Raw genomic sequence first — 21,321 nt, 5'->3', positions numbered from 1 at the left:
TTCTCCCAAAAAGCTATATGATAGAATTGATTGTAATGATTTTACTTTATTACCACTTACCCATTATAATTTATCATGGAGGTGCTATCATGTATTTTGATGCACATTTTATTTTTAACACCTTCCGATCTCGTGGGGTTTTTATGTTTGTGCTTTGTCTTATGATCCTTTGCTCTGTGCGTCCCTCTTTTGCAGCAGAAGCCGAAGCTACGCTGCAGGCGGAAACTACAGACGATTCTGCTATTGAGGCAGCTGGTATTGTCAGCGAACATGGTCAGTTAAGTGTCTCATCATCTGGATTTGTAGTGGACAAAAATCAATCTGTCTTCCAAATTCAGGGTATAAGTACACACAATTTGGCTTGGTATCCGGAGTATGTAAATGTCGATACATTTCGCAAACTTCGTGATGAGTTCAATATCAACACAATCCGCCTTGCCATGTACACAGCAGAAGATGGCGGCTATTGCGTCAGTGATGACACTGCAAGACAGCAAATGCTTGCCTGTCTGACTTCTGGTATTGAAGCTGCCATACAGTTGGATATGTATGTGATCGTAGACTGGCATATTCTTTCAGATTCCAACCCAAATCTCTACAAGGAAACTGCCCTTTCTTTCTTCGAAAAGATTGCTTCCACTTATGGTGACAAACCAAACATTTTGTATGAGATCTGCAATGAGCCAAACGGTGATACCTCATGGGACGAAATCAAAAGCTACTCTGTTGACGTGATTGACCGCATTCGTATGTATGCACCGCAAAGCATTGTAATTGTTGGTACCCCAACCTGGAGTCAGGATGTGGATATTGCTTCTTCATCTCCAATTGAGCGCACCAATCTCCTTTATAGTCTTCATTTTTATGCGGCAACCCACAAGGAAGATCTGCAAAGCAAGCTGCAGACTGCACTCACAAATGGTCTTCCTGTCTTTGTATCAGAATTTGGCATTACGGAGGCTTCCGGAAGCGGAATCGTTGATACCACAAGCGCTGATACCTGGATGAAACTGTTAAATGAAAACGGCATTGGCTACATTTACTGGAATCTTTCAAACAAAGACGAAACCTGTGCTCTTCTTCGTTCCTCGTGCACATCATTATCCGACTGGACTTTTGATGATTATTCGCCTGCCGGACAATGGTTTTTACAGAATCAGCAAAATAATACTTCAATTTATGACAAAGCAGCTGCCGCTCCAACAGCGGCTGTCGACACTCCTACTACACTTTACGCAAGTGATGATTATTGGAGCTTTAGCAATGGCTGCAATGTTTCTGTAAGCCTTACTGATACCTGGGCCGATACGTCCATGCAGTATGCCTCTTATGATGTAACTGTTTCAAATACATCTTCTTCTGATGTAACAAACTGGCGTTTTCGCATAACCTGGAATGAGGAAATTTCACCAAAGGAATACTGGTCATGTGAAATTGGCGGCTCTGGAAATAATCGTCTTTTCATTCCAGTAGACTATAACACGACCATCCCGGCAGGCTCTTATATCACCTTTGGAATGATCGTGTATGGTGTTCAGTCACCTGAACTGACAAATATCACCTTTGAATAAAACTAGGAGCTTTTTGATGAAATCAAAATATACAAAAAAACAACGTGTTCTTGCCATTTTAGGCATCATACTTTTAGTCGGACTTTATCTCGCAGCGCTTATCGCTTCGTTCTTTAACAGCCCGACTTCACAGGGATTTTTATGCAGTGCTTTATTCTGTACATTCTTTATCCCAATCGTTATCTATCTTCTTCAGTTTTTTGCAAAGAAAAATTCTTCGTCACCAGATGACGACGATAAATCATTTAGGAAATAAATTTCCGATTAAAGGGGTCTTCGGACCTCTTTTTTTTCGATTTTCCGCAATCACTTCATCATCAATATCAATATAATAACGCTCATATGCATTCACTACACGTGTTTCATTATACTTACACTCTCTTTTATAACGTCCTCCGTAATTGGCATGCACATGACCATGTACAAACAAAAGTGGCTTATAACAGTCCATTAAGTCCCTGAATACCTGAAATCCCTTGTGTGGAATGTCATCACCGTCATTTAACTGATATGCCGGCGCATGCGTAACAAGAATGTCAAAGCCATCTTTCTTTCGCAGCTTAAAACGCATCTTATTCACACGCTTTTTCATCTCCTTTTCCGTGAACATGTTACTTCCCTCTTTGTAGCGCATTGATCCCCCAAGACCAAGCAAACGTACACCATGAAACTCAAAAATATCATCTTCAATGCAGATACAGCCATCAGGAGGTGTCATCTCATATTTTGCATCATGATTTCCCCTCACATAAATCACAGGTGCCTTTGTAAATGTTGCCAGAAAGGACAGATATTTGGGATTTAAGTCTCCGCACGAAACAATCAGATCCACATTTTCAAGCATCGACTTATCAAAATAGTCCCACAGCGCCTTCGACTCGATATCTGCAATTACCAGTATTCTCATTCCTACCTCTACCTCTGCTATAATCCAGCGCAGCTATACTTCGCTGCGCCTTCATAACCGCTTTTTCTACTCTTCTATATTATCTACACCCTGAACCTCAACTACAGCCTTTGCATCCTCATTTAATTTGTTCCAATGCGGCAGACTGCCATTCACATTATCGGCCAGCCATCTCATGTTAATAATTTCTTCTGGTGTCAGTGAACGATTGTCATCGCTTTGTACAATACCTTCCTGTGAGTACAGCTCTCCTGAAAACGGACTAAAGCCGCCTTCCATAATCTGATGCTGCATAAACTCAACTAACTGTTTTGTCTTTACTGGAACCTTTGGCGAACAGATGAAATCAACAACACCTGCTGACATTCCCCACCAGTAATTAAGCGCAACACCGTCTGAGCCTGCACTGTCCCATGCACCATTTTGCACTGTCTCTACAAGCTTTTTATAAAGCGCACCCCAGTTCCATATCACAGCTGTCAAATTCTCCGGCTCATCCTTTTCTATATTGACCAGTCCAAAATAGCGTGACGGTGAATTAGGTACAATCATCTCAAGACATGATACAAGATTTACTTCATTTGCCTTAAAATCTTCAAGAATTTCCTGTTTGCTGCGCACCGTCGTCCACTCCAGCTGAATCGTTGCATTTGGATTAACCATCTTCACGCCAATCGCAAATGCATTGATGTTAGCAATCATTCCACAGATCGGATAATCAGCCATATAGCCAATCTTTCCATTTTTACACAATGCTCCTGCTACAAGTCCTGATAAAAATTTTGCCTCAAACAAGCGCGCATAGTAGGTACGAATACACTGATGATTCGTGTCAACAGAACAATTTAAAATCTTGACAGATGGATTTTTTATCGCTGTCTTTATGCTGCCTTCAAGAAACTGCGGCGTTGTTGTAAATATAATGTTGCATTTTTTTTCAATTGCATCATCAAGTGTATTTTCAAGTTCTGCTCCCTGTGAAACATCATTATAAGAGATTGTTTCAACCTTTCCCTTAAATTGTTCCTCAAGATACATGCGTCCAAGTTCATGACCATATATCCATGCAGAATCCTGTGGATTTTTATCATGTACAAATGCAATCTTTAAATACTTTGTTCCTGGAGACAACAGATAATCAAACAGATTTTTCTTTGGTGCCTCCTGTGGCTCTGTCTTAATCTCAGAAGGATTTCCCTTTGCCTGAAGCAAAATCTCATCCCACATCTTTGCAAGCTCTGATTTGATCTGAGATGGTAGCTTTTCCTCCTGATGAGGATCACACGGATATAGCTCCAGATACATCAAAAAGGCATCTGCTGTCGGAATCGGCGGTCGTTCTCCTCCCTTTTCCTTATACACCTTTTCAAAGCGCACATACAAAGAACGAACCTCCATACGGTCATCATCTGTCCATTTATAATCTACTTCAAATCCAAGCTTTTCCAATAAAGTCCTATAGCTTCCAAGCTTACTTAACACAATGTAATTAACCTTAGAGCACTTATAAAATGCCAGAAACTCAAAGTACAGGCGGTTCTCTGGCTCATCTGTCCTCTTTGGAATAATACGAGTTACATTACCCTGCACACTAGGTGCATCGCAAAACTTTAATACACTGACACGCTTATTACCCTCTAATACATAGTAGCGGTTCATAAACTCATAACACTTAATCGGATCATGTATTCCCTCTTCCAAATGGGCATTATAAAGAGCCTGCCACTTGGCTGCAAACTCCGATTCATCATCGAGCAGCGGCATAAAGTTCGGTGCAAATGCAGTACGTCTTCCTGCCGTAAAGGTTCCCACAATCATTTCCGATGGAATGGAACAAATTCCCAGATCTTCCTCTGCCACCACATCCGTATGAGACAAAAGCTCCTCAAGCACCTGCAAATACGGATATTTTCCTTCCGACAGATATCTTGCATAGCTTCTCTCACCCTTTTTCAGCGCCTTCTGATAATCCTCTCTTGCCATATTCAGCCACACACCTTTCTGTTCTCTAAGTCTCTTGCTCTTTGCAACTTTATTTTACATCATTTTATCTGCTGTTACAAGTATTCTTAAGAAAACCTTTCAATCCTTATGAATCCGTGTTTTTTCTTGCTTTTTTTTTAGAAACAAAGTACAATAAAATTAACTTATGCATCAGGAGGACTTATTATGAAAAAATCTCGTTTCATTCCTGCTTTTTTACTTTCTGCAGCACTTTTATCTGGACTTGCAGGATGCAAAAAAGAAACTGAATATTATAATCCAAACGCACAGACCTCATCTGTGACAGAAACACAAACTGAACTGCAAACAGAACCTTCCACACAAGCTTCTACAGAAGAATCTACTGAGGCATCCACTGAGGCTTCTACTGAAGAAAGCACTGAGGCTTCAATCGAAGAATCCACTGCTGTTCCTGTCGTTTCCAAAGAACTTGCTGTAGGTGACATTTGGTATGTAAATACCGATTCCCTTAATATCCGCGATTACCCTTCTACTGAAGGCAATAAAATTGGGGAGCTTTATCGCGGTGAGGAAGTTCGAATCCTTGCTCTTGCAGAAAATGGATGGGTTCAGATTCACAGTGCAACAATGGACGGCTATGTAAAAGCAGATTTTCTTGTATCTTCTCCAGATCAGGTAGATGGTGCAGCGGCAGATGTCGCTGCATCTGCTGCGCCAGCCTCAAACGAAACATCAAATGCAAACACATCTTCTTCAAACGGACATATTGTGTGCATTGACGCAGGTCATCAGCAGGCAGGCATCAGCGAACAGGAACCAAACGGTCCAGGCTCTTCTGTAATGAAGGCTAAGCTTACTACTGGAACAAGCGGCGTAGCTACTGGTCTTGCCGAGTATCAATTAAACTTAGATGTCTCTCAAATGCTTCAACAGGAGCTTTTAAACCGTGGCTATCAGGTTGTGATGATTCGTACAACAAATGACTGCGCTATGAGCAATGCTGAGCGTGCTGTATACGCAAATGAAAGCGGTGCTGAAATCTTTGTCCGCATCCATGCAAACAGCTCCAATGATCCTTCTGTAAATGGCGCTATGTTCTATGCTCCATCATCAGCAAATTCTTATCTGTCTGCTGATGTAATATCTGCAAGCAACACACTTGCTTCTACGATGCTTTCTTTTTATTGCTCCACAACAGGTCTTGCAAACAAAGGAGTTCTTCAGGATGATAATATGACAGGTATCAACTGGTGTACTATTCCTGTCACAATCGTAGAAATGGGATTTATGTCTAACCCTGAGGAAGACCAAAAGATGGCAAATCCTGAGTTTCAGGCTGTAATTGCACAGGGTCTTGCAAACGGTATTGACGCTTACTTTGGGAGATAATTGATTATGGCTGTTCAGATCTATTACCAACTGATCCGTGACATCGTAATTGACGAACAGCTGCTTTCCATGCTGCAGCCGCAGCGCAGAAAGCAGCTGTTTTCTTTTCGTTTGGAATCTGATCAAAAACGCTGCGCAGCAGCCGGGCTTCTTCTTTGGAAGCATATTTACAATAAACACCCAGAACGTTTCACCGTCTCTTACAATGCATCCGGAAAGCCCAGTGTAGCAAATGCGCCTTTTTTCAATCTCTCACACAGCAATGACTTTGTCATGCTTGCCGTCAGCGACACGCCTGTTGGATGTGACATTGAAAAACTTCATAAAGCTGTTCTTTCACACCATGTTTTTCATCCAAATGAACTTAATGCACTTTCTAATCTTCCTTCAGGAGATATACAAAACCATGAGTTTCTTCGCCTGTGGACGGCAAAGGAAGCCTTCCTAAAAGCCATAGGCACAGGTATTGATGCAAAAGCTTCCTCATACGATTTTAGTAAAAGCAATACCATCTCTCTCTATGATGGTTCATTTTGGAAACTCGAACATCATACAGTTTGCGATTTTCCTGACTATCTTTCGTGTGTTTGCTATAAATGCTTGCAATAAAAAGAAATATCATTTACACTTTAAGCATTACAAGTCAGGCGTTCACATTACACCTGCCCTATGTTTTATTATTCAGAAACGAGGATTGTTTTTATGACTGCTTATGCTCATCTGTTACTGTATTTCTTTTTCTACAGCTTTGTCGGCTGGATTTGGGAATCCAGCTATGTATCTATTCTCACAAAACGGCTGACGAACCGAGGTTTTTTAACTGGTCCAATGCTTCCGATCTATGGAAGCGGCGCTGTAGTCATGCTCTGTGCCACCTACCCGGTGCAATCGTCCGACATTGGTATTTTTCTGCTTGGACTTATTGCTGCCACAATACTTGAATACGTTACCGGTGTCGTTATGGAAGCACTTTTTCAGGTGCGTTACTGGGATTACAGTGACAAAAAGTTTAATATACAGGGACATATCTGCCTAAGCTCCTCGCTTGCATGGGGTGTTTTTACACTTCTTTTGATACGCGTCGTTCATCCACGCATATCAGCTTTGTTGGAAAAGATTCCTCAAAACGTATGCTTTGGCGCTCTTTTTGTGATCACTATAGTTTTTTCAATCGACTTTGCTTCCTCCTTCCATGCTGCTATGGATCTGCGTCAGATTCTTGAATCTATTACTAATCTAAAATCAGATGCAGAAAAGCTTCGTGAACGCTTTATTGTACTTACTGATTCCGTAAGCGAGACGCTTCGCGATAAGATTGGCACTATAAAAAAGCCGGAGAGTTCTCGTATTGAGGAATTTCAGATTTCTGTTTCTGAATACCTCGAAAAGCTTTACTCTCTTGTTCCAAAGGAAAAAACAGCCGATGTTATTCGACTCAAAGAACGCTTTGCCTATTTAGGTGAACTGAAAAATGCTATCTCAAAGCGTATGGATTTTCGTAAGATTATCCTTTTAAAAGGAAACCCAATGCTTACTTCAAAAAAATATGCCGATGCCCTTAATTCCTTAAAAGAGCAAATTGGACTTAATAAAAATAAATAAGAAAAAGGCCACAAAAAAACGATGACGCATATCTTAAAAAGCGTCATCGTTTTTCTATAAGCTTACTAAATCTTTATAAAGTAATTCCAATATAAGCTGCTGCAAGTTTTACAATATAAGTTATAAACTTGATCAAATACTCTTCAATACGCTCTAACAAGCTATATTGAACTGTCGATTCTTCTTGTACAGCAACCTCTGTCTGTGAAACACTTTCTTCTGTCTGTTCTTGCGTCTGTGCTTCAGTTTCCAACATCTCAGGATCATTTGATTCTTCTGCTTCATGAGATTCCTGCACCTGTTCTGCAGTCTGTGTACTTTCTGGCTCTGTATCAGCTGAATAAATATTTGTTTCATCAATAGTTACTTCCTCAGCCTGATATTGACTAAGCGCTGCGTTCATCAAATCTGCTGTATAGCTCGCACTGCTGTAAACTGCCGCTGAATTATATTTCCAATTCAATACGCCTTTTTCAACATAATAAGATTTACCATTGTAAATACAGCTTCCAGTATAATTCCAGTTGACCTGTCCCTTTGTAATGTAATACCATACTCCGCTGTGCTGACAAAGACCTGTATAGTTCCAGTCTAACGCACCATTTTTTATGTAAAACCAAATCGTATCATACTGACAAAGGCCAGTATACTCCCAATCAACTGAACCTTGTCTTACATAATACCATACTCCATTATACTGAGCTAACCCAGTATAACTCCAATCTGCTGTTCCACCCTTCACATAATACCAGCTGCCATTATAAACTGACAAACCTGAATATGCAGTATTACGTACACCTTTTTGAACATAGTACCAGTTTCCACTATTATAAATAAGACCTGAATAGCTTGTATTCTGCACACCATTGATTAAATACACCTGATCACTTCCAGATGCTGCAAAACCAGTATAGCTTGTGTCAACCTGATTATTAGTATAATAGCGCCATACCCCATCCGAATCCTTTAAAAGACCATTTTTACTGGTAACAGTATTTTGTCCTGCATATGCAGTCTGACTAAAGACTGGATACAAGAATACACAATCTGCACTAGTCGTCCATTTTCCACTTGGAATATGAGTATTTCCAAATTTCTTTGTTCCAAATGCTGCTGATGAGTATGTTTCTGAACCTACTAAGAAAAAGTCGTACATAGTGGTAGACTGATCATCCCACGTAGCATCCACTGCGTACCATACGCCATTTTCCATTTGAACATAATTCCACATATGATATTCTCCACTGTCTGTTACACCAGTAACAAGCACACATGGAATACCATATTTATTGCACTGGAGCTTCATCATCTTTGCATATCCAGCACAAACAGTTTCAACCTTTCCATCACCATCTGCGTCATAATATAGACTATATGGCGTCTGATAATACGGATTTCCGATATTTTGCGTATTATTTTCATAGCTGACCATACTGCAAATCTTGTCATGAATTGCCTTTACTTTATCGTATGTAGTTGCATTTGCTGGAAGCATAGCATCAATCTGTGATTTTGTTCCATCAAACAATGGATTTACTTTACTTCCTGTAAGTACCCCAGTATCCTTAGTAGGTGTTATGGTAAATGTACTTCCTGCAAGCTCAAGATCTGTTATAATACTTGTTTCGCCTGACTCGAACAGCGGTGTATATACGCTATAACCAATAGTATATTTTGCACCTGAAAGCCATACTAACTCTGGATGATCATATGTCAATGCTAAATATGCTGGAGTTACATAACTGCCAAGCCATGCAAAAATTGCCTGCTTTGTTTCTTCTGAATATACAGCCTTACCATTGGCTCCCTTTGTTACCTTCTGATTTTCAAAAATTTTTGTCAGGTTCAACTTCATCTTTGCTGTACTGGCACTACTTTTATTTGCTTCGTAAATCGCATTATAGATACGCTTAGATGTTGCATCAAGCTGATCATAATAGTTTCCAGTTGCTGTACTGATTCCTGCCATTCCTAAATAAATTGGATTTCTGTCTACTATCATATCAAATGAAAATGTCTTTACAAACTCATCTCCAATTTCATAAATATCAGAATCCATATCTTCATCAGTTGAATCTACAAATGCATCCGTTGAGCACTCAGTTGTCTCATCCTCACTATTAGATTCCTGTACCAGTTCTGGCAAATTCTCATTTACTGTTTCCTGAGTCTGTTCTTCTATACTTTCACTTGCCGTTTCCTGAGTCTGTTCTTGTGTACTTTCGCTTTCTGCTTCCTGAGTCTGTTCTTGTGTACTTTCGCTTTCTGCTTCCTGAGTCTGTTCTTCTATACTTTCAGTTATCGTTTCTGACGTCAGTTCTAATATCTCAGGATCAGTACCATTAACTAGTTCCTCTGATAACTCAGAAGATGATTCTGACAATATTTCCTGACTTAGTACTTCCTGCGATGTTTGTTCTTCTTGTGCATAAGTTGCCGATCCTGCCAATATAACAAAAGCAGTAAACAACGATGCGGCTCGTTTCAATAATGCCTTATTTTTTCTCATCCAGTACTCCCTCTTTCTATTGTATCTCTAGACAATTACTTCTTAATACTAAAAAATCACAGAGTTTCCCCTGCAATTTTTAACTGCAGCTGGCTGACATTTTACAGTCCCTATAGCTTTGCGTCACTGCCTTTCGACAGTTTTGCCAAACTATTTTTTTGTGAAAAATCATTAAATGACTCTCCATTGTAACCTATCTCCATTTTTATTAGTATCACGCATCGCCTTTTCTGTCAATAACTTTCTTCCAGATTCTTAATAATATGACTCTTTTCAGTGCTTGACAGGCAATTTAAGCTTGTCTTATAATAAATTATAATACAAGCGCATGCTTTTTAAGGGGGCAAAAAAGTTTCACCCTATATTTTATTATATCATTTTTCCCCTGTGAAAAAAAGTCTTATTTGCGCGGAAATGAGGTTTTTATGAAACATTACGATATTATTATTATCGGCGCCGGTCCTGGCGGTATTTTCTCCGCATACGAACTGACAACCAAACGCCCTGATTTAAAAATCGCTGTATTTGAGGCTGGAAATCGTCTTGAGAAAAGAAAGTGCCCAATTGACGGCAAGCGCGTAACAAAATGTATACACTGCAAAACCTGTGCTATCATGAATGGCTTTGGCGGTGCCGGTGCTTTCTCTGATGGAAAATATAATATTACGAATGAATTTGGCGGCACACTTTACGAGTATATCGGAAAAAACAAAGCAACGGAACTTATGGAATATGTTGATGAAATCAATATGGCCTACGGTGGCGAGGGCACACGCCTATACTCTTCTGCAAATTCCAGCTTTAAACGTGTCTGTCTGCAGCACAACCTTCACCTTCTTGAGGCATCTGTCCGTCATCTCGGAACAGACAAAAACTATGAAGTTCTCAGTAACCTTTATAATTTGTTAAAAGACAAGGTTAGTTTCTATTTCATGACACCAGTTCAGAATGTTGCAATCATGGATAATGGTGACTATGAGATTATTACAGAGAACGAGACATATACATGTGAGAAATGTATTATCTCCGTTGGTCGAAGTGGAAGCAAATGGATGGAGCAAATCTGCCATAACCTTGAAATTCCAACAAATTCAAGCCGTGTTGACATTGGTGTTCGCGTAGAGCTTCCTGCTGAGGTATTTGCCCCGATCACAGATGAGCTCTATGAAAGTAAGATTGTATACCAGACTGAAAAATATCAGGATCGTGTGCGTACCTTCTGCATGAATCCAAAGGGCGCTGTAGTTACAGAAAATACAAATGGTATTATCACAGTAAACGGGCACAGCTATGAAAATCCTGCCCTTCACACAAAGAATACAAACTTTGCTCTGCTTGTTTCCAAACACTTTACTGAACCGTTTAAGGACAGCAATGAATACGGTGAGAGTATAGCTCGTCTGTCTAACATGCTTGGAGGCGGCGTTATGGTTCAGCGCTTTGGTGATTTGATCCGCGGTCAGAGAAGTAACCCTAAGCGTATCGCAGAGTCTTTCCTTACACCAACTCTCGATGCTACGCCAGGCGATTTAAGCCTTGTAATGCCAAAGCGTATTCTCGACGGCATCATTGAAATGATCTATGCGCTTGACAATATTGCTCCTGGTACTGCAAACGATGACACACTTCTCTATGGTGTCGAAGTTAAATTTTACAACATGGAGGTTCAAATCGACAATCATCTTGAGACTCGCCACAAAAATCTCTTTGTGATCGGTGACGGCAGCGGTGTTACTCACTCTCTATCCCATGCATCTGCAAGCGGCATCTATGTTGCACGCCATCTGCTCGGTGAAATTGAATAATTAAAGAAAAGAGCCTCTGGGGACATATACTGTCCCCGATGGCTCTTAGTTACTTTCTGACTTTAACAATGCCTGATAAATATCTCTTTTGCTGACACCGCGATCCTTCGCAACCTGCTTCATCGCATCCTTGCGGTTCATATCTTCATACAGCGCCATGTGCTCTTCAATTGTCATTTCTTCCCATGACTGTTGTTTTTGCTTATTTAAATCTTCTCTGTCAGCTCCCTCAATGATAATTACGCACTCACCTCTCGGATCCTCTATGTCGCGATAATGAGCTAATGCACCATCTAACGTATCTGCATAGACAGTCTCATGCTTTTTAGTAAGCTCTCTGCATATACGAACCTTTCTTGATCCGAGTGTCTTAAAAAGCTCCTCAAGCGTCTTTACGAGGTGATGAGGTGCTTCATAAAGAATAATAGTTCTTGTTTCATCCTGTAATTCCTCAATAATTTGCGCACGCTGCTTTTTATCTGCTGGAAGAAATGCCTCAAATGCAAATCTTCTTGTAGATAAACCAGACATAGTAAGTGCGGTTATACATGCAGCAGGGCCGGGAAGAGATGTCACCTTAATCCCTGCCTCATAACACTTTTGAACCAGAACCTCACCTGGATCAGAAATGCCTGGCGTTCCTGCATCTGTAATGCAGGCAATATTTTTGCCATCCAGCATCAAACCAACCAGATATTCAGCCTTATCATATTTATTGTATTCATGATAGCTTGTCATTGGCGTATGAATATCAAAATGATTCAGAAGCTTTTGACTATTTCTTGTATCCTCTGCTGCAATAAGATCTACTTCCTTTAGCGTGCGCAGCACGCGAAATGTGATATCCTCAAGATTTCCAATCGGAGTTGCACACAGATAAAGCATTCCTGCCATAACTTTCTTCCTTCCATTTTCATGTTTGTATCTTTTCAGAGCCTTCCGTGAATCATTTTGATCTGTTTGCTCTCTTGCCCATCTTCATCAAACAATACAAGAGGCGCTTCGACGCGAATCTGCGTATTGCCGCCACGGATTCCTTCTATCAACACCAGATTAGCCTCCTGCGATGCCTTTGGATGCACCATACAAAGGCGCCTAGGTGACATTTTATATTGCTTCATCAGACATATGATATCTCCAAGACGATATGGTCGGTGCACCATATACATACGTCCTCCGGCCACCAATACATTCGCACTCTCACGAATCACATCCTCTAAGCTGCATAAAATTTCATGACGCGATACTGCCTTACTGTAATCAGCACCTACAAGGCCGCTTCCACCTGCCATATACGGTGGGTTGACTGTGACTACGTTAAAAACGCCTTTTCCAAAAAGAGTCTTTGTATTTTTCAAATCACCACAGATAATTGATACCTTATCCCCTAGATGATTTAACATCACACTTCGAGATGCCATTTTTGCAACTTCCTCTTGGATCTCTAGACCAGTAAAATGCGATGCCGCTGTCTTTGCCGTCATTAAAATAGGAACCACACCTGTCCCCGTACAAAAATCCAGCACGCGCTCTCCCTCAGAAGCCTTTGCAAACCACGATAGGAGCACTGCATCCACGCCATAGCAGAAACGTCCCGGATGCTGAATCAGCATTAACCCGTTGCGCTCTAAATCGTCTAATCTCTCACCTGGCTTAAGCTCACTTATCATTAAGCTTAGACCTTCCTTCCCTCTTGTCAAGCCTATCTAAATCTTCAAGCTCCTTTAATTCCTTATCGGACAGCTGCGTTTTTTCCCTTCTCTTATGAGGACGGAATTTCAGCTGAGAAACCTTGTATTCACGAATTTCCTTCTCATCCTTATTTACGGTAACGATGACTTTTACTTCCTGGCGAAGCACACTTACACTTGAAACCTCTCCCTTTAGTCCGTCATCTGTCGTCACATAATCACCTACACTTGGAAGCTTACTGTTTAAATACTCGTATGTCTCCTCCTCGTTCTTTAAACAACACATCAATCGTCCGCAGACACCGGAAATTTTCACAGGATTTAAAGACAAATTTTGTTCCTTTGCCATCTTGATAGAAACTGGCGCAAATTCTGATAAATATGAATTACAGCACAATGGTCTTCCGCAGCTGCCAATTCCACCAATAATCTTTGCCTCATCACGCACACCAATCTGACGAAGTTCAATACGAGTACGAAATACCGATGCCAGATCCTTTACAAGCTCACGAAAATCAACTCTTCCATCTGCCGTAAAGTAAAAAAGAACCTTATTATTGTCAAACGTATACTCTGCATCAATAAGCTTCATATCAAGACCATGCTTTGCGATTTTTTCCTTACAGATCTTAAATGCATCCTTTTCCTTCTGTCTGTTTTCATCTGCAACTGCATCGTCTTGTGGTGTAGCAATACGAATTACTGGCTTTAATGGCTGAAACACCTTTTCTTCATCCATATCTTTCACGCCAAGCACAACATAGCCATACTCAACGCCTCTTGCTGTCTCTACAATAACATGCATTCCCGTTGTAATATCCATATCAAGCGGATTAAAATAATACACCTTTCCGGCTCTGCGGAAACGCACACCGATGACCTTTATCATAATTTTTCCAAACCTTTCCTATTTCTGGCACTCTCTGATCGTCAGCCACAAAAGCTCCAGCGTAAGCTGGAAATTTACATTTGCGTCCAGTCTGGCTGACGCGGTATTTATAGCCTCCAGAATGCGGTTTATTTCATTATAACCACATGTCTGAGCAACCTTATTGATTGCGCTGTACTCCTCTGCAAAGATCAGAAGATTCGGATCTCTTGTTGCCTTAAAGATCAGAATATCTCGATACCACATCTGCATAAAACCAAAGCAGTCCTTAATGCTCAGTTTATATTCCTCAAGCTTTGCAATACTTTCAAGTAGCTCTGAAAATGGCATCTTAGAGGCTGTCTTTAATAATAGCATAATCGTCTGAATCATTGAAATAAAATCATCCGACTGTGCCAGCTTCAATCCCTTTCCGATATTTCCCTGTGAGAATTTTTCAAGTGTTGGAATCTTATCCTCATCCACACCTTTTTCTCTCATGTACGAAGTAAATGCTTCTGACTCAACTGGCTTCATATTCAGTACAATGCTTCTTGAAAGAATTGTTTCAAGCATTGATGCTGCATTTGTTGTAAGCAATAAAATAATACCATAAGCCGGAGGCTCCTCTATTGTCTTTAAAAGAGCATTCTGTGCCTGAACAGACAGCTTTTGCGCCTCGTCTACAATATAAATCTTATACGGACTGCAATATGGCTTAATCTGGATATCTCCGATAATCTGAGTTCTGACGTCATCTACACCGATTACCGTTGGCTTCTCATGACCTGGAAAAATTACATCAGGATGATTACCGCTCAAAAATTGTGTGCATGAATGGCACACGCCGCACGGTCTGTTGGCAGGTTCTGCCTGACACTCCAATGTCTGTGCAAATGCCTTCGCCGCCGTCATCTTTCCAAGACCATCCTCTCCGCTTATGACATAGCAGTGTGATACCTTCCCGGAAGAGATCGCATGTAAAAAATGTTCCTTTATCTGTTCATTTCCAATTAATTCTGAAAAACCGCCTGCATGCATATCAAAATCGCCTCCCATCTTATCGTAACGATCCATTTTTCTGTTTATGAACTGCATTTATCATAGCACAACTTTAATAAATAGTCTAGTTACAGTTCATGTTCAATGTATGATAAAACTTCTTTAAGACAGCACTCTCTATCCTCATTCTTAAAGCGTTTTATAATATTTGCAGCCTTTAGCTTTTCTTCAGAAAAATCGGCCTGATCAGCCAAAAAGCGTCTGCACATCTCCTCATATTTTGCAGTTTTTTGCGTGCGCTCTCTTGCAATAGCCCGCTCTAAGCGGAGCCCATCCTCTACCTCAAGATACACAGGAATCATAGTTTCTGCTCCAAAATGCGCACGAATCGGCACATACGATTCAAGTGTTCCAATTGTCATATAAACAGAATTATCATCAAACTGTCCATCATCTGCTGTTGCATAAATCCAATCACCGTATACGGTATGGTAAACACGCTTTTCTATAATTTTTCTTTCGTTTTCCATTTGGGCAATCTCACTGTCTGTCACAAAGAAATATTCTCTTCCATTTTCTTCGTGATCGCGTATCGGTCTCGTCGTATACAATATGATTTCCTTTGGTGAAGGATTAAGTTTTTCCTTTACTTTTCTGTAGATAGTATCTTTTCCAGATGCACTCTTTCCCATAAAATAGATAATTTTCATATCTTCTTTTCCTTTTTGTTGTTTGTACTATTTAGCTTCTGTTTTTATGTTATTAATTTTCAATGACAAGGAGCGTTTCTCCAGTTTTATCCTCCATGCCGTACAGTTCCATGCCACTTGTCCTATAGTAACGAACAATTTCAAGCAGTTCCTCGCTGATTTTTTCTCCTGGCATCAAGAACGGACAACCCGGTGGATAAACATAGACAGTCTCGGCACTGATTTTTCCAACAGATTCAAAAAATGGTACCTGAATTACAGGCGCCTCTGCTGCTTCTAGCGGCAGCATAACCAGTTCAAGCGGCACAAATGAAGAAGGATACGCACTCGTTGTTCTCTCCCATACTAGAGAGCCGCATTCCAACTCATCATTAATTTCGCTAAGTGCCGCCTCAAGACGCAAAAAGCCTTCTTCTGTATCTGTCAGCATTGTCATAAGAATTACATAATCGGGCGCTGACATTTCCGGCTGAAGATGATAGCGGTCGCGCAAAATTTCATGCAGCTTTCTTCCTGCATTCTTGTATCCTTTTGCGCCAAACACAATTTTTGTATAATCTGCAATCGGAATACTAATCATGTCTGCGCTTTTTATTTTCGGATAAAGAAACCACAGTTGTTTCCATGACTCGCTTCGTTCATAGAAAAGCTGCAGTCTGTCAGTCAGCATTTGTAGCTTTTTTTTGCCTTCGCCTTGCATATAGCGCACACAAAGATCCATTCCTGCCATTAAAACGTAAGATGGACTAGATGTCTCAAATATATGAAGGGCACGCTCAATTTTTTTTACCGAAACTCTGTCGCTGCATATATGAAGTGCTGCACTCTGTGTCAGACACGGAAGTGTTTTGTGAAGGCTCTGAATGACAATATCTGCGCCCTCACGCACTGCACTATATGGAAGATACGTATCTTCACGATTCGCATCATGATTAGCATACGGAAGATGTGCACCATGTGCCTCATCCACGATCAAAACTCCGCCATGTGCATGTACCACATCTGCAATTTGCCGTATATTTGATACAATTCCTTCATACGTCGGCGATGTCAGGATCACTGCCGCAATTTCTGGGGATTGCTCATAAGCTTTTTCCACATCTTTGGGGATAATTTGACCACTTATACACAAGTTATCCACATTTTGGGGATAAATATATGTTGGTTTTAGTCCTCTGAGCATTATTGCATTGGCAACACTCTTATGAGTGTTTCTTGCTACCGCAACTGTAGCTCCCTGTGGACACGCCGCATAAATAGCTGCTAATATTCCACATGTTGAACCATTAACTATGTAATATGACTTCTTTGCCCCTACTGCATTAGCCATGCGCGCCATACCTTCTTCAAGAATACCATCTGCATGATGCAGATCATCAAATCCGTCAATCTCAGTAATGTCAATATCATACACATCCGAAATCCAATCCACTTTACGTTTATGCCCCGGCATATGAAATGGGTATGCATCACTCTTTGCATACTCTCTTAGTTTTTCATAGATTGATTGATCCTGCATATTTTTCTCCTTTTCTGTAACCGCTTTCCCAATCAACTACATTCATCATTTCTGTATGATTCAAAAAAGCCTTCAGATTATGAGCACAGATTTTTGCAACACGCTCCTCTACCTGTGGTGTATGACCAAAGCTAATTCCCGAAACATGTGGTGTTATAAGCACATTCTTCATGCCCCACAGCAAATTATCACTAGGCAGCGGCTCTGGGTCTGTCACGTCAAGCACAGCCCCTGAAAGATAGCCTTCTTCGAGCAATTGAATCAAATCTGGCTGAACAATTAAACTTCCTCTTCCGACATTTACAACTAGTCCGCCCTTTTTCATTTTGCGAAGACGTCCTTGATTTAACAAATGTGTCGTCTTAACTGTCTTTGGCAGGCAGCCAATCAAGATATCTGCACGGCAAATCTGCTCATCTAATGCATCAAGCATATACACCTCATCAAACCATTCAGATGCAAATTTTGCAGTTCGTCTGATACCTATCGTATAGACATCAAATGCGCTCAGACGTTTTGCAATATTAGTTCCAATATCGCCTGTGCCTAAAATAAGCGCAGTCTTTCCCATCAGTGCCTGCTCACTTCCTGCATCCTGCCACAGACGTTTTTGCTGATGCTCAATATAACTAGGAAATTTGCGATACATTGTCAATATTCCACCAAGAACATACTCTGAAATAATCCCTCCAAATGCACCTGACATACTACACAGCATAACATTTCTTGGAAATCCTGGCTGCTGCGTATATTTTTCTACGCCTGCATTAGATGACTGAACAAATTTCAGCTTTGGTGCAGAAGCTATCTCTTCAATAGACGGATTTCCAATTATGATATCTGCCTCTTTCAAAAAAGCATGATATAGTTTCTCATCTCTTTTATCATCTATCGTGTACGCATCTTTGAAGAAAAACAAAGCGTCTGGCGCTTCTTTTTTTAGCTCCTCTTGATGTTCTTTTTGAAATGGAACTGTTACTAGTATCTTCACTATGCTTCCTCCTATCTTCTATGAAACTACTGTACCTATTTTTTCACATCTGACATCCACGCGATATCCTCGCTTATTCTTTTGATTTCTTCTGGCAAATGATAAGCATACGCTGCTTCTGGGTAAAGATAGGCATGCAGCTGCACAACATTATCTGCCAATTCTCTTGCCACAACTGCATCTTTTACACCTTTTGTCAAATCATATATCTGCCCCAGATACTCACCTGCCTCATATTGGAATGGAAAAGAAATACTTTCTTCAATTTCAAAATCACCCGCCTGAAATGCGAGATTTCCTAATTCCAGCATTGAAAGATTTGTTGCAATACTATCCATACCGATTGATACGGCTCTAACAACTGTCGTTGGCTTTGTCAAAATCAATTCCTTAACCTTTTTTAGACATCTTTCAATAATCATTCGCTGGTTGCCAGTTCGCCCAACATCACCTAATCCGGCATAACGTACACGGCAAAAGGCCACTGCCTGTGTTCCTGTCAGATTATATGTCCCGCTTCCATCAAGCTGTTCTGACCAGATTCCTGTCTGCTGATTCACTTCCGTCAGATATCCATTCATATAGCGAATTACCTCTGGATTTTCAATTGATACCTCAATACCGCCAAGCGTATCAACTACCTGTGCCGCTGCCAGCCAGTTTAACACAATATAATCCTTAATATTTAAATCAAGGTTTCGATTAATCATGCTGATCATATCTGCAATATCAGTATAACAAAGCTGTGAATTGGCCTTATCATAAAGTCTGCCCTTATGATAGCTTCCAGGATTCTCCAGGCGAAGAAGTGTATCACGAAGAACAGATATCAGACGAATTTTTCCTGTGCTTTCATTGATGCTCACAATCATGATAACATCTGCGTTCGCACCTCTATCGATACGCTTTTGATCCCTCGCATCTACACCAACCAACAAAATATTTCGATAATCTGAAATAAGTTCATCGTAATCAACTACTTCACTTCCCGTTATTGTCCCTTGCGCGTCTGTTACCTCAACAACATTTGTTCCATGATCTGCAACAAATACCTCCTGAAGCGAATCACTCTGCTTCGCACGCGCATAACTTCCTATCACATACGCACCTGCTAAAAGCAACACGATAAACGCTGCCTCCAGCCAAAACAACGGTTCCCTGTGCTTTCTTTTTCTGTTTCCCATACACAATCTCTTTTCTTATGGGCCAGTTTCCGCATCACTTAGCTGCGGTTTGCGCCATTACTCCTACTATATGCATGAGAAACAGATTTTATACATTTGCCAGTAAGCATGAAATTATCTGAATCTAGCGTTCTAGGCGAACTGTATCACAAATTGTTGCACCTCCAACAACTACATCACCATCATAAAGCACAACAGCCTGTCCTTTTGTAATGGCACGCTGCGGCTCATCGAATATAACGTGAATACATTTTTCATCAAGCTGCTCTACTGTTGCTGGCTGCTCAGTATGACGATAACGCACTTTCGCTTTCACACGCATTTTTCCTTCAATTTTAGGAACAGAAATCAAATTTAAGTCATCTGCAATCAGTTCACTTGAAAACAAATCAGCCTCATCTGTCAAAATCACCTGATTTTTTTCCTTATCTATTCCATAAACATACATAGGCTTTGCAAGCGACAGTCCTAATCCCTTACGCTGTCCAATAGTATAATGGATTATTCCCTTATGACGGCCAAGAACATTGCCTTTTCGATCTACAAAATCACCCTCTGGATATTCCTTTCCCGTATACTGACGAATAAAATCTGTATAGCTTCCAGAAGTTACAAAGCAGATATCCTGACTGTCATGTTTACGAGCATTTATTAAACCCTGCTCCTCAGCAATCTCCCTTACCTTAGGCTTTGGCAGCTCTCCTAGCGGAAACTGTGTGTGCATAAGCTGCTCCTGTGTAAGACTGTAAAGCACATAGCTTTGATCCTTATTGGCATCTAATCCCTTCTTTAAAAGATAACGACCTGTTACCTCATTGTATTCCACGCGTGCATAATGACCTGTTACAACGATATCATAACCCATAAGCTTAGCACGCTCATATAATTCCTGAAACTTAATATAGCGATTACAATCAATACAAGGATTTGGTGTACATCCATTCTCGTAAGCATCCACAAATCGCTTCATGACATGCTCCTCAAACTGACCTGTAAAATTATAAAGAAAGTGGCGAATCCCAAGCGTACAAGCTACACTTCTCGCATCGCTCACATCATCAAGTGAACAACATGTATTTTCTCGTTTTATTCCATCACCAGTTTCATTAAAGGTTTTGATCGTAATTCCAATACACTCATATCCTTTTTCCTTCATCAAATATGCCGCAACGGAGCTGTCTACACCGCCGCTCATCGCTATGACCGCCTTCTGGTTCATTGCTTTCCTTCCTTTCTTCATCTATACACTTATTGTCCTATTATACCGCAAAAGTTTATTTTGAGTTCATTTTGTGTAAAAAAAAATAACCAACGTTATCCGTTGATTATTTGAAGTTGCGGGGGCCGGATTTGAACCAACGACCTTCGGGTTATGAGCCCGACGAGCTTCCAGACTGCTCCACCCCGCGATATTATAGAGTGTTGTTCTTTTTCAAGAACCAATGGATGGAGGTGGATTCGAACCACCGAAGCAAGTTGCAGCAGATTTACAGTCTGTCCCCTTTGGCCACTCGGGAATCCATCCATTTAAATGGGGCCTATAGGGCTCGAACCTATGACCCTCTGCTTGTAAGGCAGATGCTCTCCCAGCTGAGCTAAGACCCCAAA

18 protein-coding genes, 3 tRNA genes and 1 riboswitch are annotated in these 21,321 nt (G+C 40.7%); of the genes, 6 read left to right on the top strand and 15 right to left on the bottom strand.

What is annotated here, in order from left to right; all coding sequences use genetic code 11:
* Positions 1-89 precede the first annotated feature (89 nt).
* Together LKD48_RS13340 and LKD48_RS13335 are read left to right on the top strand one after the other, a co-directional pair.
* Positions 90-1,571, top strand: a complete 1,482-nt coding sequence (locus tag LKD48_RS13340; RefSeq protein ID WP_308732261.1) for a cellulase family glycosylhydrolase — start codon at positions 90-92, stop codon at positions 1,569-1,571.
* Between the two features lie 16 nt (positions 1,572-1,587).
* On the top strand, positions 1,588-1,827 hold the full coding sequence (locus LKD48_RS13335; protein ID WP_308732260.1) for a hypothetical protein: 240 nt from the start codon (positions 1,588-1,590) through the stop codon (positions 1,825-1,827).
* Here LKD48_RS13335 and LKD48_RS13330 read toward each other — a convergent pair.
* On the bottom strand, positions 1,813-2,478 hold the full coding sequence (locus LKD48_RS13330; RefSeq protein WP_308732259.1) for a metallophosphoesterase family protein: 666 nt from the start codon (positions 2,476-2,478) through the stop codon (positions 1,813-1,815). The genes LKD48_RS13335 and LKD48_RS13330 overlap by 15 nt on opposite strands.
* Before the next feature lie 66 nt (positions 2,479-2,544).
* Positions 2,545-4,461, bottom strand: a complete 1,917-nt coding sequence (locus LKD48_RS13325; protein WP_308732258.1) for a BMP family ABC transporter substrate-binding protein — start codon at positions 4,459-4,461, stop codon at positions 2,545-2,547.
* A 186-nt stretch (positions 4,462-4,647) separates the two neighbouring features.
* Here LKD48_RS13325 and LKD48_RS13320 point away from each other — a divergent pair, with 186 nt between their 5' ends.
* The 3 genes from LKD48_RS13320 (at position 4,648) to LKD48_RS13310 (ending at position 7,434) form a co-directional block, all read left to right on the top strand.
* Complete coding sequence (locus tag LKD48_RS13320) at positions 4,648-5,832, top strand: N-acetylmuramoyl-L-alanine amidase (RefSeq protein WP_308732257.1); 1,185 nt, start codon at positions 4,648-4,650, stop codon at positions 5,830-5,832.
* Positions 5,833-5,838: 6 nt separating this feature from the next.
* Complete coding sequence (locus LKD48_RS13315; protein ID WP_308732256.1) at positions 5,839-6,441, top strand: 4'-phosphopantetheinyl transferase family protein; 603 nt, start codon at positions 5,839-5,841, stop codon at positions 6,439-6,441.
* 93 nt (positions 6,442-6,534) lie between these two features.
* On the top strand, positions 6,535-7,434 hold the full coding sequence (locus LKD48_RS13310; RefSeq protein WP_308732255.1) for a putative ABC transporter permease: 900 nt from the start codon (positions 6,535-6,537) through the stop codon (positions 7,432-7,434).
* A 73-nt stretch (positions 7,435-7,507) separates the two neighbouring features.
* On the opposite strand, the gene LKD48_RS13305 is transcribed toward LKD48_RS13310, so the two are convergent.
* Complete coding sequence (locus tag LKD48_RS13305; RefSeq protein ID WP_308732254.1) at positions 7,508-9,943, bottom strand: transglutaminase domain-containing protein; 2,436 nt, start codon at positions 9,941-9,943, stop codon at positions 7,508-7,510.
* Positions 9,944-10,024: 81 nt separating this feature from the next.
* Positions 10,025-10,100, bottom strand: a riboswitch (cyclic di-GMP riboswitch).
* A 268-nt stretch (positions 10,101-10,368) separates the two neighbouring features.
* Between LKD48_RS13305 and LKD48_RS13300 the strand changes: the two genes are divergently transcribed.
* Positions 10,369-11,748: an NAD(P)/FAD-dependent oxidoreductase gene (locus tag LKD48_RS13300; RefSeq protein ID WP_308732253.1), complete on the top strand. Its 1,380-nt coding sequence runs from the start codon at positions 10,369-10,371 to the stop codon at positions 11,746-11,748.
* Positions 11,749-11,793: 45 nt separating this feature from the next.
* On the opposite strand, the gene rsmI is transcribed toward LKD48_RS13300, so the two are convergent.
* From rsmI to LKD48_RS13240, 12 genes are all read right to left on the bottom strand, one after another.
* The gene (gene rsmI, locus LKD48_RS13295; protein ID WP_308732252.1) at positions 11,794-12,642 is read right to left on the bottom strand and encodes a 16S rRNA (cytidine(1402)-2'-O)-methyltransferase; all 849 of its coding nucleotides are present in this window, start codon (positions 12,640-12,642) and stop codon (positions 11,794-11,796) included.
* A gap of 35 nt (positions 12,643-12,677) precedes the next feature.
* Positions 12,678-13,418, bottom strand: a complete 741-nt coding sequence (locus tag LKD48_RS13290) for a tRNA1(Val) (adenine(37)-N6)-methyltransferase (protein ID WP_308732251.1) — start codon at positions 13,416-13,418, stop codon at positions 12,678-12,680.
* Positions 13,408-14,328, bottom strand: a complete 921-nt coding sequence (locus LKD48_RS13285; RefSeq protein ID WP_227102253.1) for a PSP1 domain-containing protein — start codon at positions 14,326-14,328, stop codon at positions 13,408-13,410. Before LKD48_RS13285 ends, LKD48_RS13290 begins: the two co-directional genes overlap by 11 nt.
* A gap of 18 nt (positions 14,329-14,346) precedes the next feature.
* Positions 14,347-15,384: a DNA polymerase III subunit gene (locus tag LKD48_RS13280; RefSeq protein WP_227102252.1), complete on the bottom strand. Its 1,038-nt coding sequence runs from the start codon at positions 15,382-15,384 to the stop codon at positions 14,347-14,349.
* A 53-nt stretch (positions 15,385-15,437) separates the two neighbouring features.
* Complete coding sequence (locus LKD48_RS13275; RefSeq protein WP_308732250.1) at positions 15,438-16,019, bottom strand: nucleoside/nucleotide kinase family protein; 582 nt, start codon at positions 16,017-16,019, stop codon at positions 15,438-15,440.
* Between the two features lie 52 nt (positions 16,020-16,071).
* Positions 16,072-17,538 (bottom strand): aminotransferase class I/II-fold pyridoxal phosphate-dependent enzyme, encoded by a 1,467-nt coding sequence (locus LKD48_RS13270; protein WP_308732249.1) that lies wholly within the window; start codon positions 17,536-17,538, stop codon positions 16,072-16,074.
* Positions 17,516-18,529 carry a D-2-hydroxyacid dehydrogenase gene (locus LKD48_RS13265; RefSeq protein WP_308732248.1) on the bottom strand — a complete coding sequence of 338 codons (1,014 nt, stop codon included), beginning with the start codon at positions 18,527-18,529 and terminating at the stop codon, positions 17,516-17,518. Before LKD48_RS13265 ends, LKD48_RS13270 begins: the two co-directional genes overlap by 23 nt.
* Before the next feature lie 35 nt (positions 18,530-18,564).
* Positions 18,565-19,713: an LCP family protein gene (locus LKD48_RS13260; RefSeq protein ID WP_118615267.1), complete on the bottom strand. Its 1,149-nt coding sequence runs from the start codon at positions 19,711-19,713 to the stop codon at positions 18,565-18,567.
* 124 nt (positions 19,714-19,837) lie between these two features.
* Complete coding sequence (gene mnmA, locus LKD48_RS13255; RefSeq protein ID WP_308732247.1) at positions 19,838-20,932, bottom strand: tRNA 2-thiouridine(34) synthase MnmA; 1,095 nt, start codon at positions 20,930-20,932, stop codon at positions 19,838-19,840.
* Positions 20,933-21,048: 116 nt separating this feature from the next.
* A tRNA-Met gene (locus LKD48_RS13250) sits at positions 21,049-21,122 on the bottom strand.
* A gap of 34 nt (positions 21,123-21,156) precedes the next feature.
* Positions 21,157-21,238, bottom strand: a tRNA-Tyr gene (locus tag LKD48_RS13245).
* A gap of 7 nt (positions 21,239-21,245) precedes the next feature.
* Positions 21,246-21,318: transfer RNA gene (locus tag LKD48_RS13240), tRNA-Val, on the bottom strand.
* Positions 21,319-21,321 lie beyond the last annotated feature (3 nt).

Origin of the sequence: Anthropogastromicrobium aceti (assembly GCF_020687335.1) — a bacterium.
Classification (GTDB): domain Bacteria; phylum Bacillota; class Clostridia; order Lachnospirales; family Lachnospiraceae; genus Anthropogastromicrobium; species Anthropogastromicrobium aceti.
This window is presented reverse-complemented; position numbering and strand designations above follow the sequence as displayed.

Coding starts and splice junctions, on each gene's coding strand:
- LKD48_RS13340 (WP_308732261.1), top strand. CDS start 90: ATGTATTTTGATGCACATTTTATTTTTAACACCTTCCGATCTCGTGGG.
- LKD48_RS13335 (WP_308732260.1), top strand. CDS start 1,588: ATGAAATCAAAATATACAAAAAAACAACGTGTTCTTGCCATTTTAGGC.
- LKD48_RS13330 (WP_308732259.1), bottom strand. CDS start 2,478: ATGAGAATACTGGTAATTGCAGATATCGAGTCGAAGGCGCTGTGGGAC.
- LKD48_RS13325 (WP_308732258.1), bottom strand. CDS start 4,461: ATGGCAAGAGAGGATTATCAGAAGGCGCTGAAAAAGGGTGAGAGAAGC.
- LKD48_RS13320 (WP_308732257.1), top strand. CDS start 4,648: ATGAAAAAATCTCGTTTCATTCCTGCTTTTTTACTTTCTGCAGCACTT.
- LKD48_RS13315 (WP_308732256.1), top strand. CDS start 5,839: ATGGCTGTTCAGATCTATTACCAACTGATCCGTGACATCGTAATTGAC.
- LKD48_RS13310 (WP_308732255.1), top strand. CDS start 6,535: ATGACTGCTTATGCTCATCTGTTACTGTATTTCTTTTTCTACAGCTTT.
- LKD48_RS13305 (WP_308732254.1), bottom strand. CDS start 9,943: ATGAGAAAAAATAAGGCATTATTGAAACGAGCCGCATCGTTGTTTACT.
- LKD48_RS13300 (WP_308732253.1), top strand. CDS start 10,369: ATGAAACATTACGATATTATTATTATCGGCGCCGGTCCTGGCGGTATT.
- rsmI (WP_308732252.1), bottom strand. CDS start 12,642: ATGGCAGGAATGCTTTATCTGTGTGCAACTCCGATTGGAAATCTTGAG.
- LKD48_RS13290 (WP_308732251.1), bottom strand. CDS start 13,418: ATGATAAGTGAGCTTAAGCCAGGTGAGAGATTAGACGATTTAGAGCGC.
- LKD48_RS13285 (WP_227102253.1), bottom strand. CDS start 14,328: ATGATAAAGGTCATCGGTGTGCGTTTCCGCAGAGCCGGAAAGGTGTAT.
- LKD48_RS13280 (WP_227102252.1), bottom strand. CDS start 15,384: ATGGATCGTTACGATAAGATGGGAGGCGATTTTGATATGCATGCAGGC.
- LKD48_RS13275 (WP_308732250.1), bottom strand. CDS start 16,019: ATGAAAATTATCTATTTTATGGGAAAGAGTGCATCTGGAAAAGATACT.
- LKD48_RS13270 (WP_308732249.1), bottom strand. CDS start 17,538: ATGCAGGATCAATCAATCTATGAAAAACTAAGAGAGTATGCAAAGAGT.
- LKD48_RS13260 (WP_118615267.1), bottom strand. CDS start 19,713: ATGGGAAACAGAAAAAGAAAGCACAGGGAACCGTTGTTTTGGCTGGAG.
- mnmA (WP_308732247.1), bottom strand. CDS start 20,932: ATGAACCAGAAGGCGGTCATAGCGATGAGCGGCGGTGTAGACAGCTCC.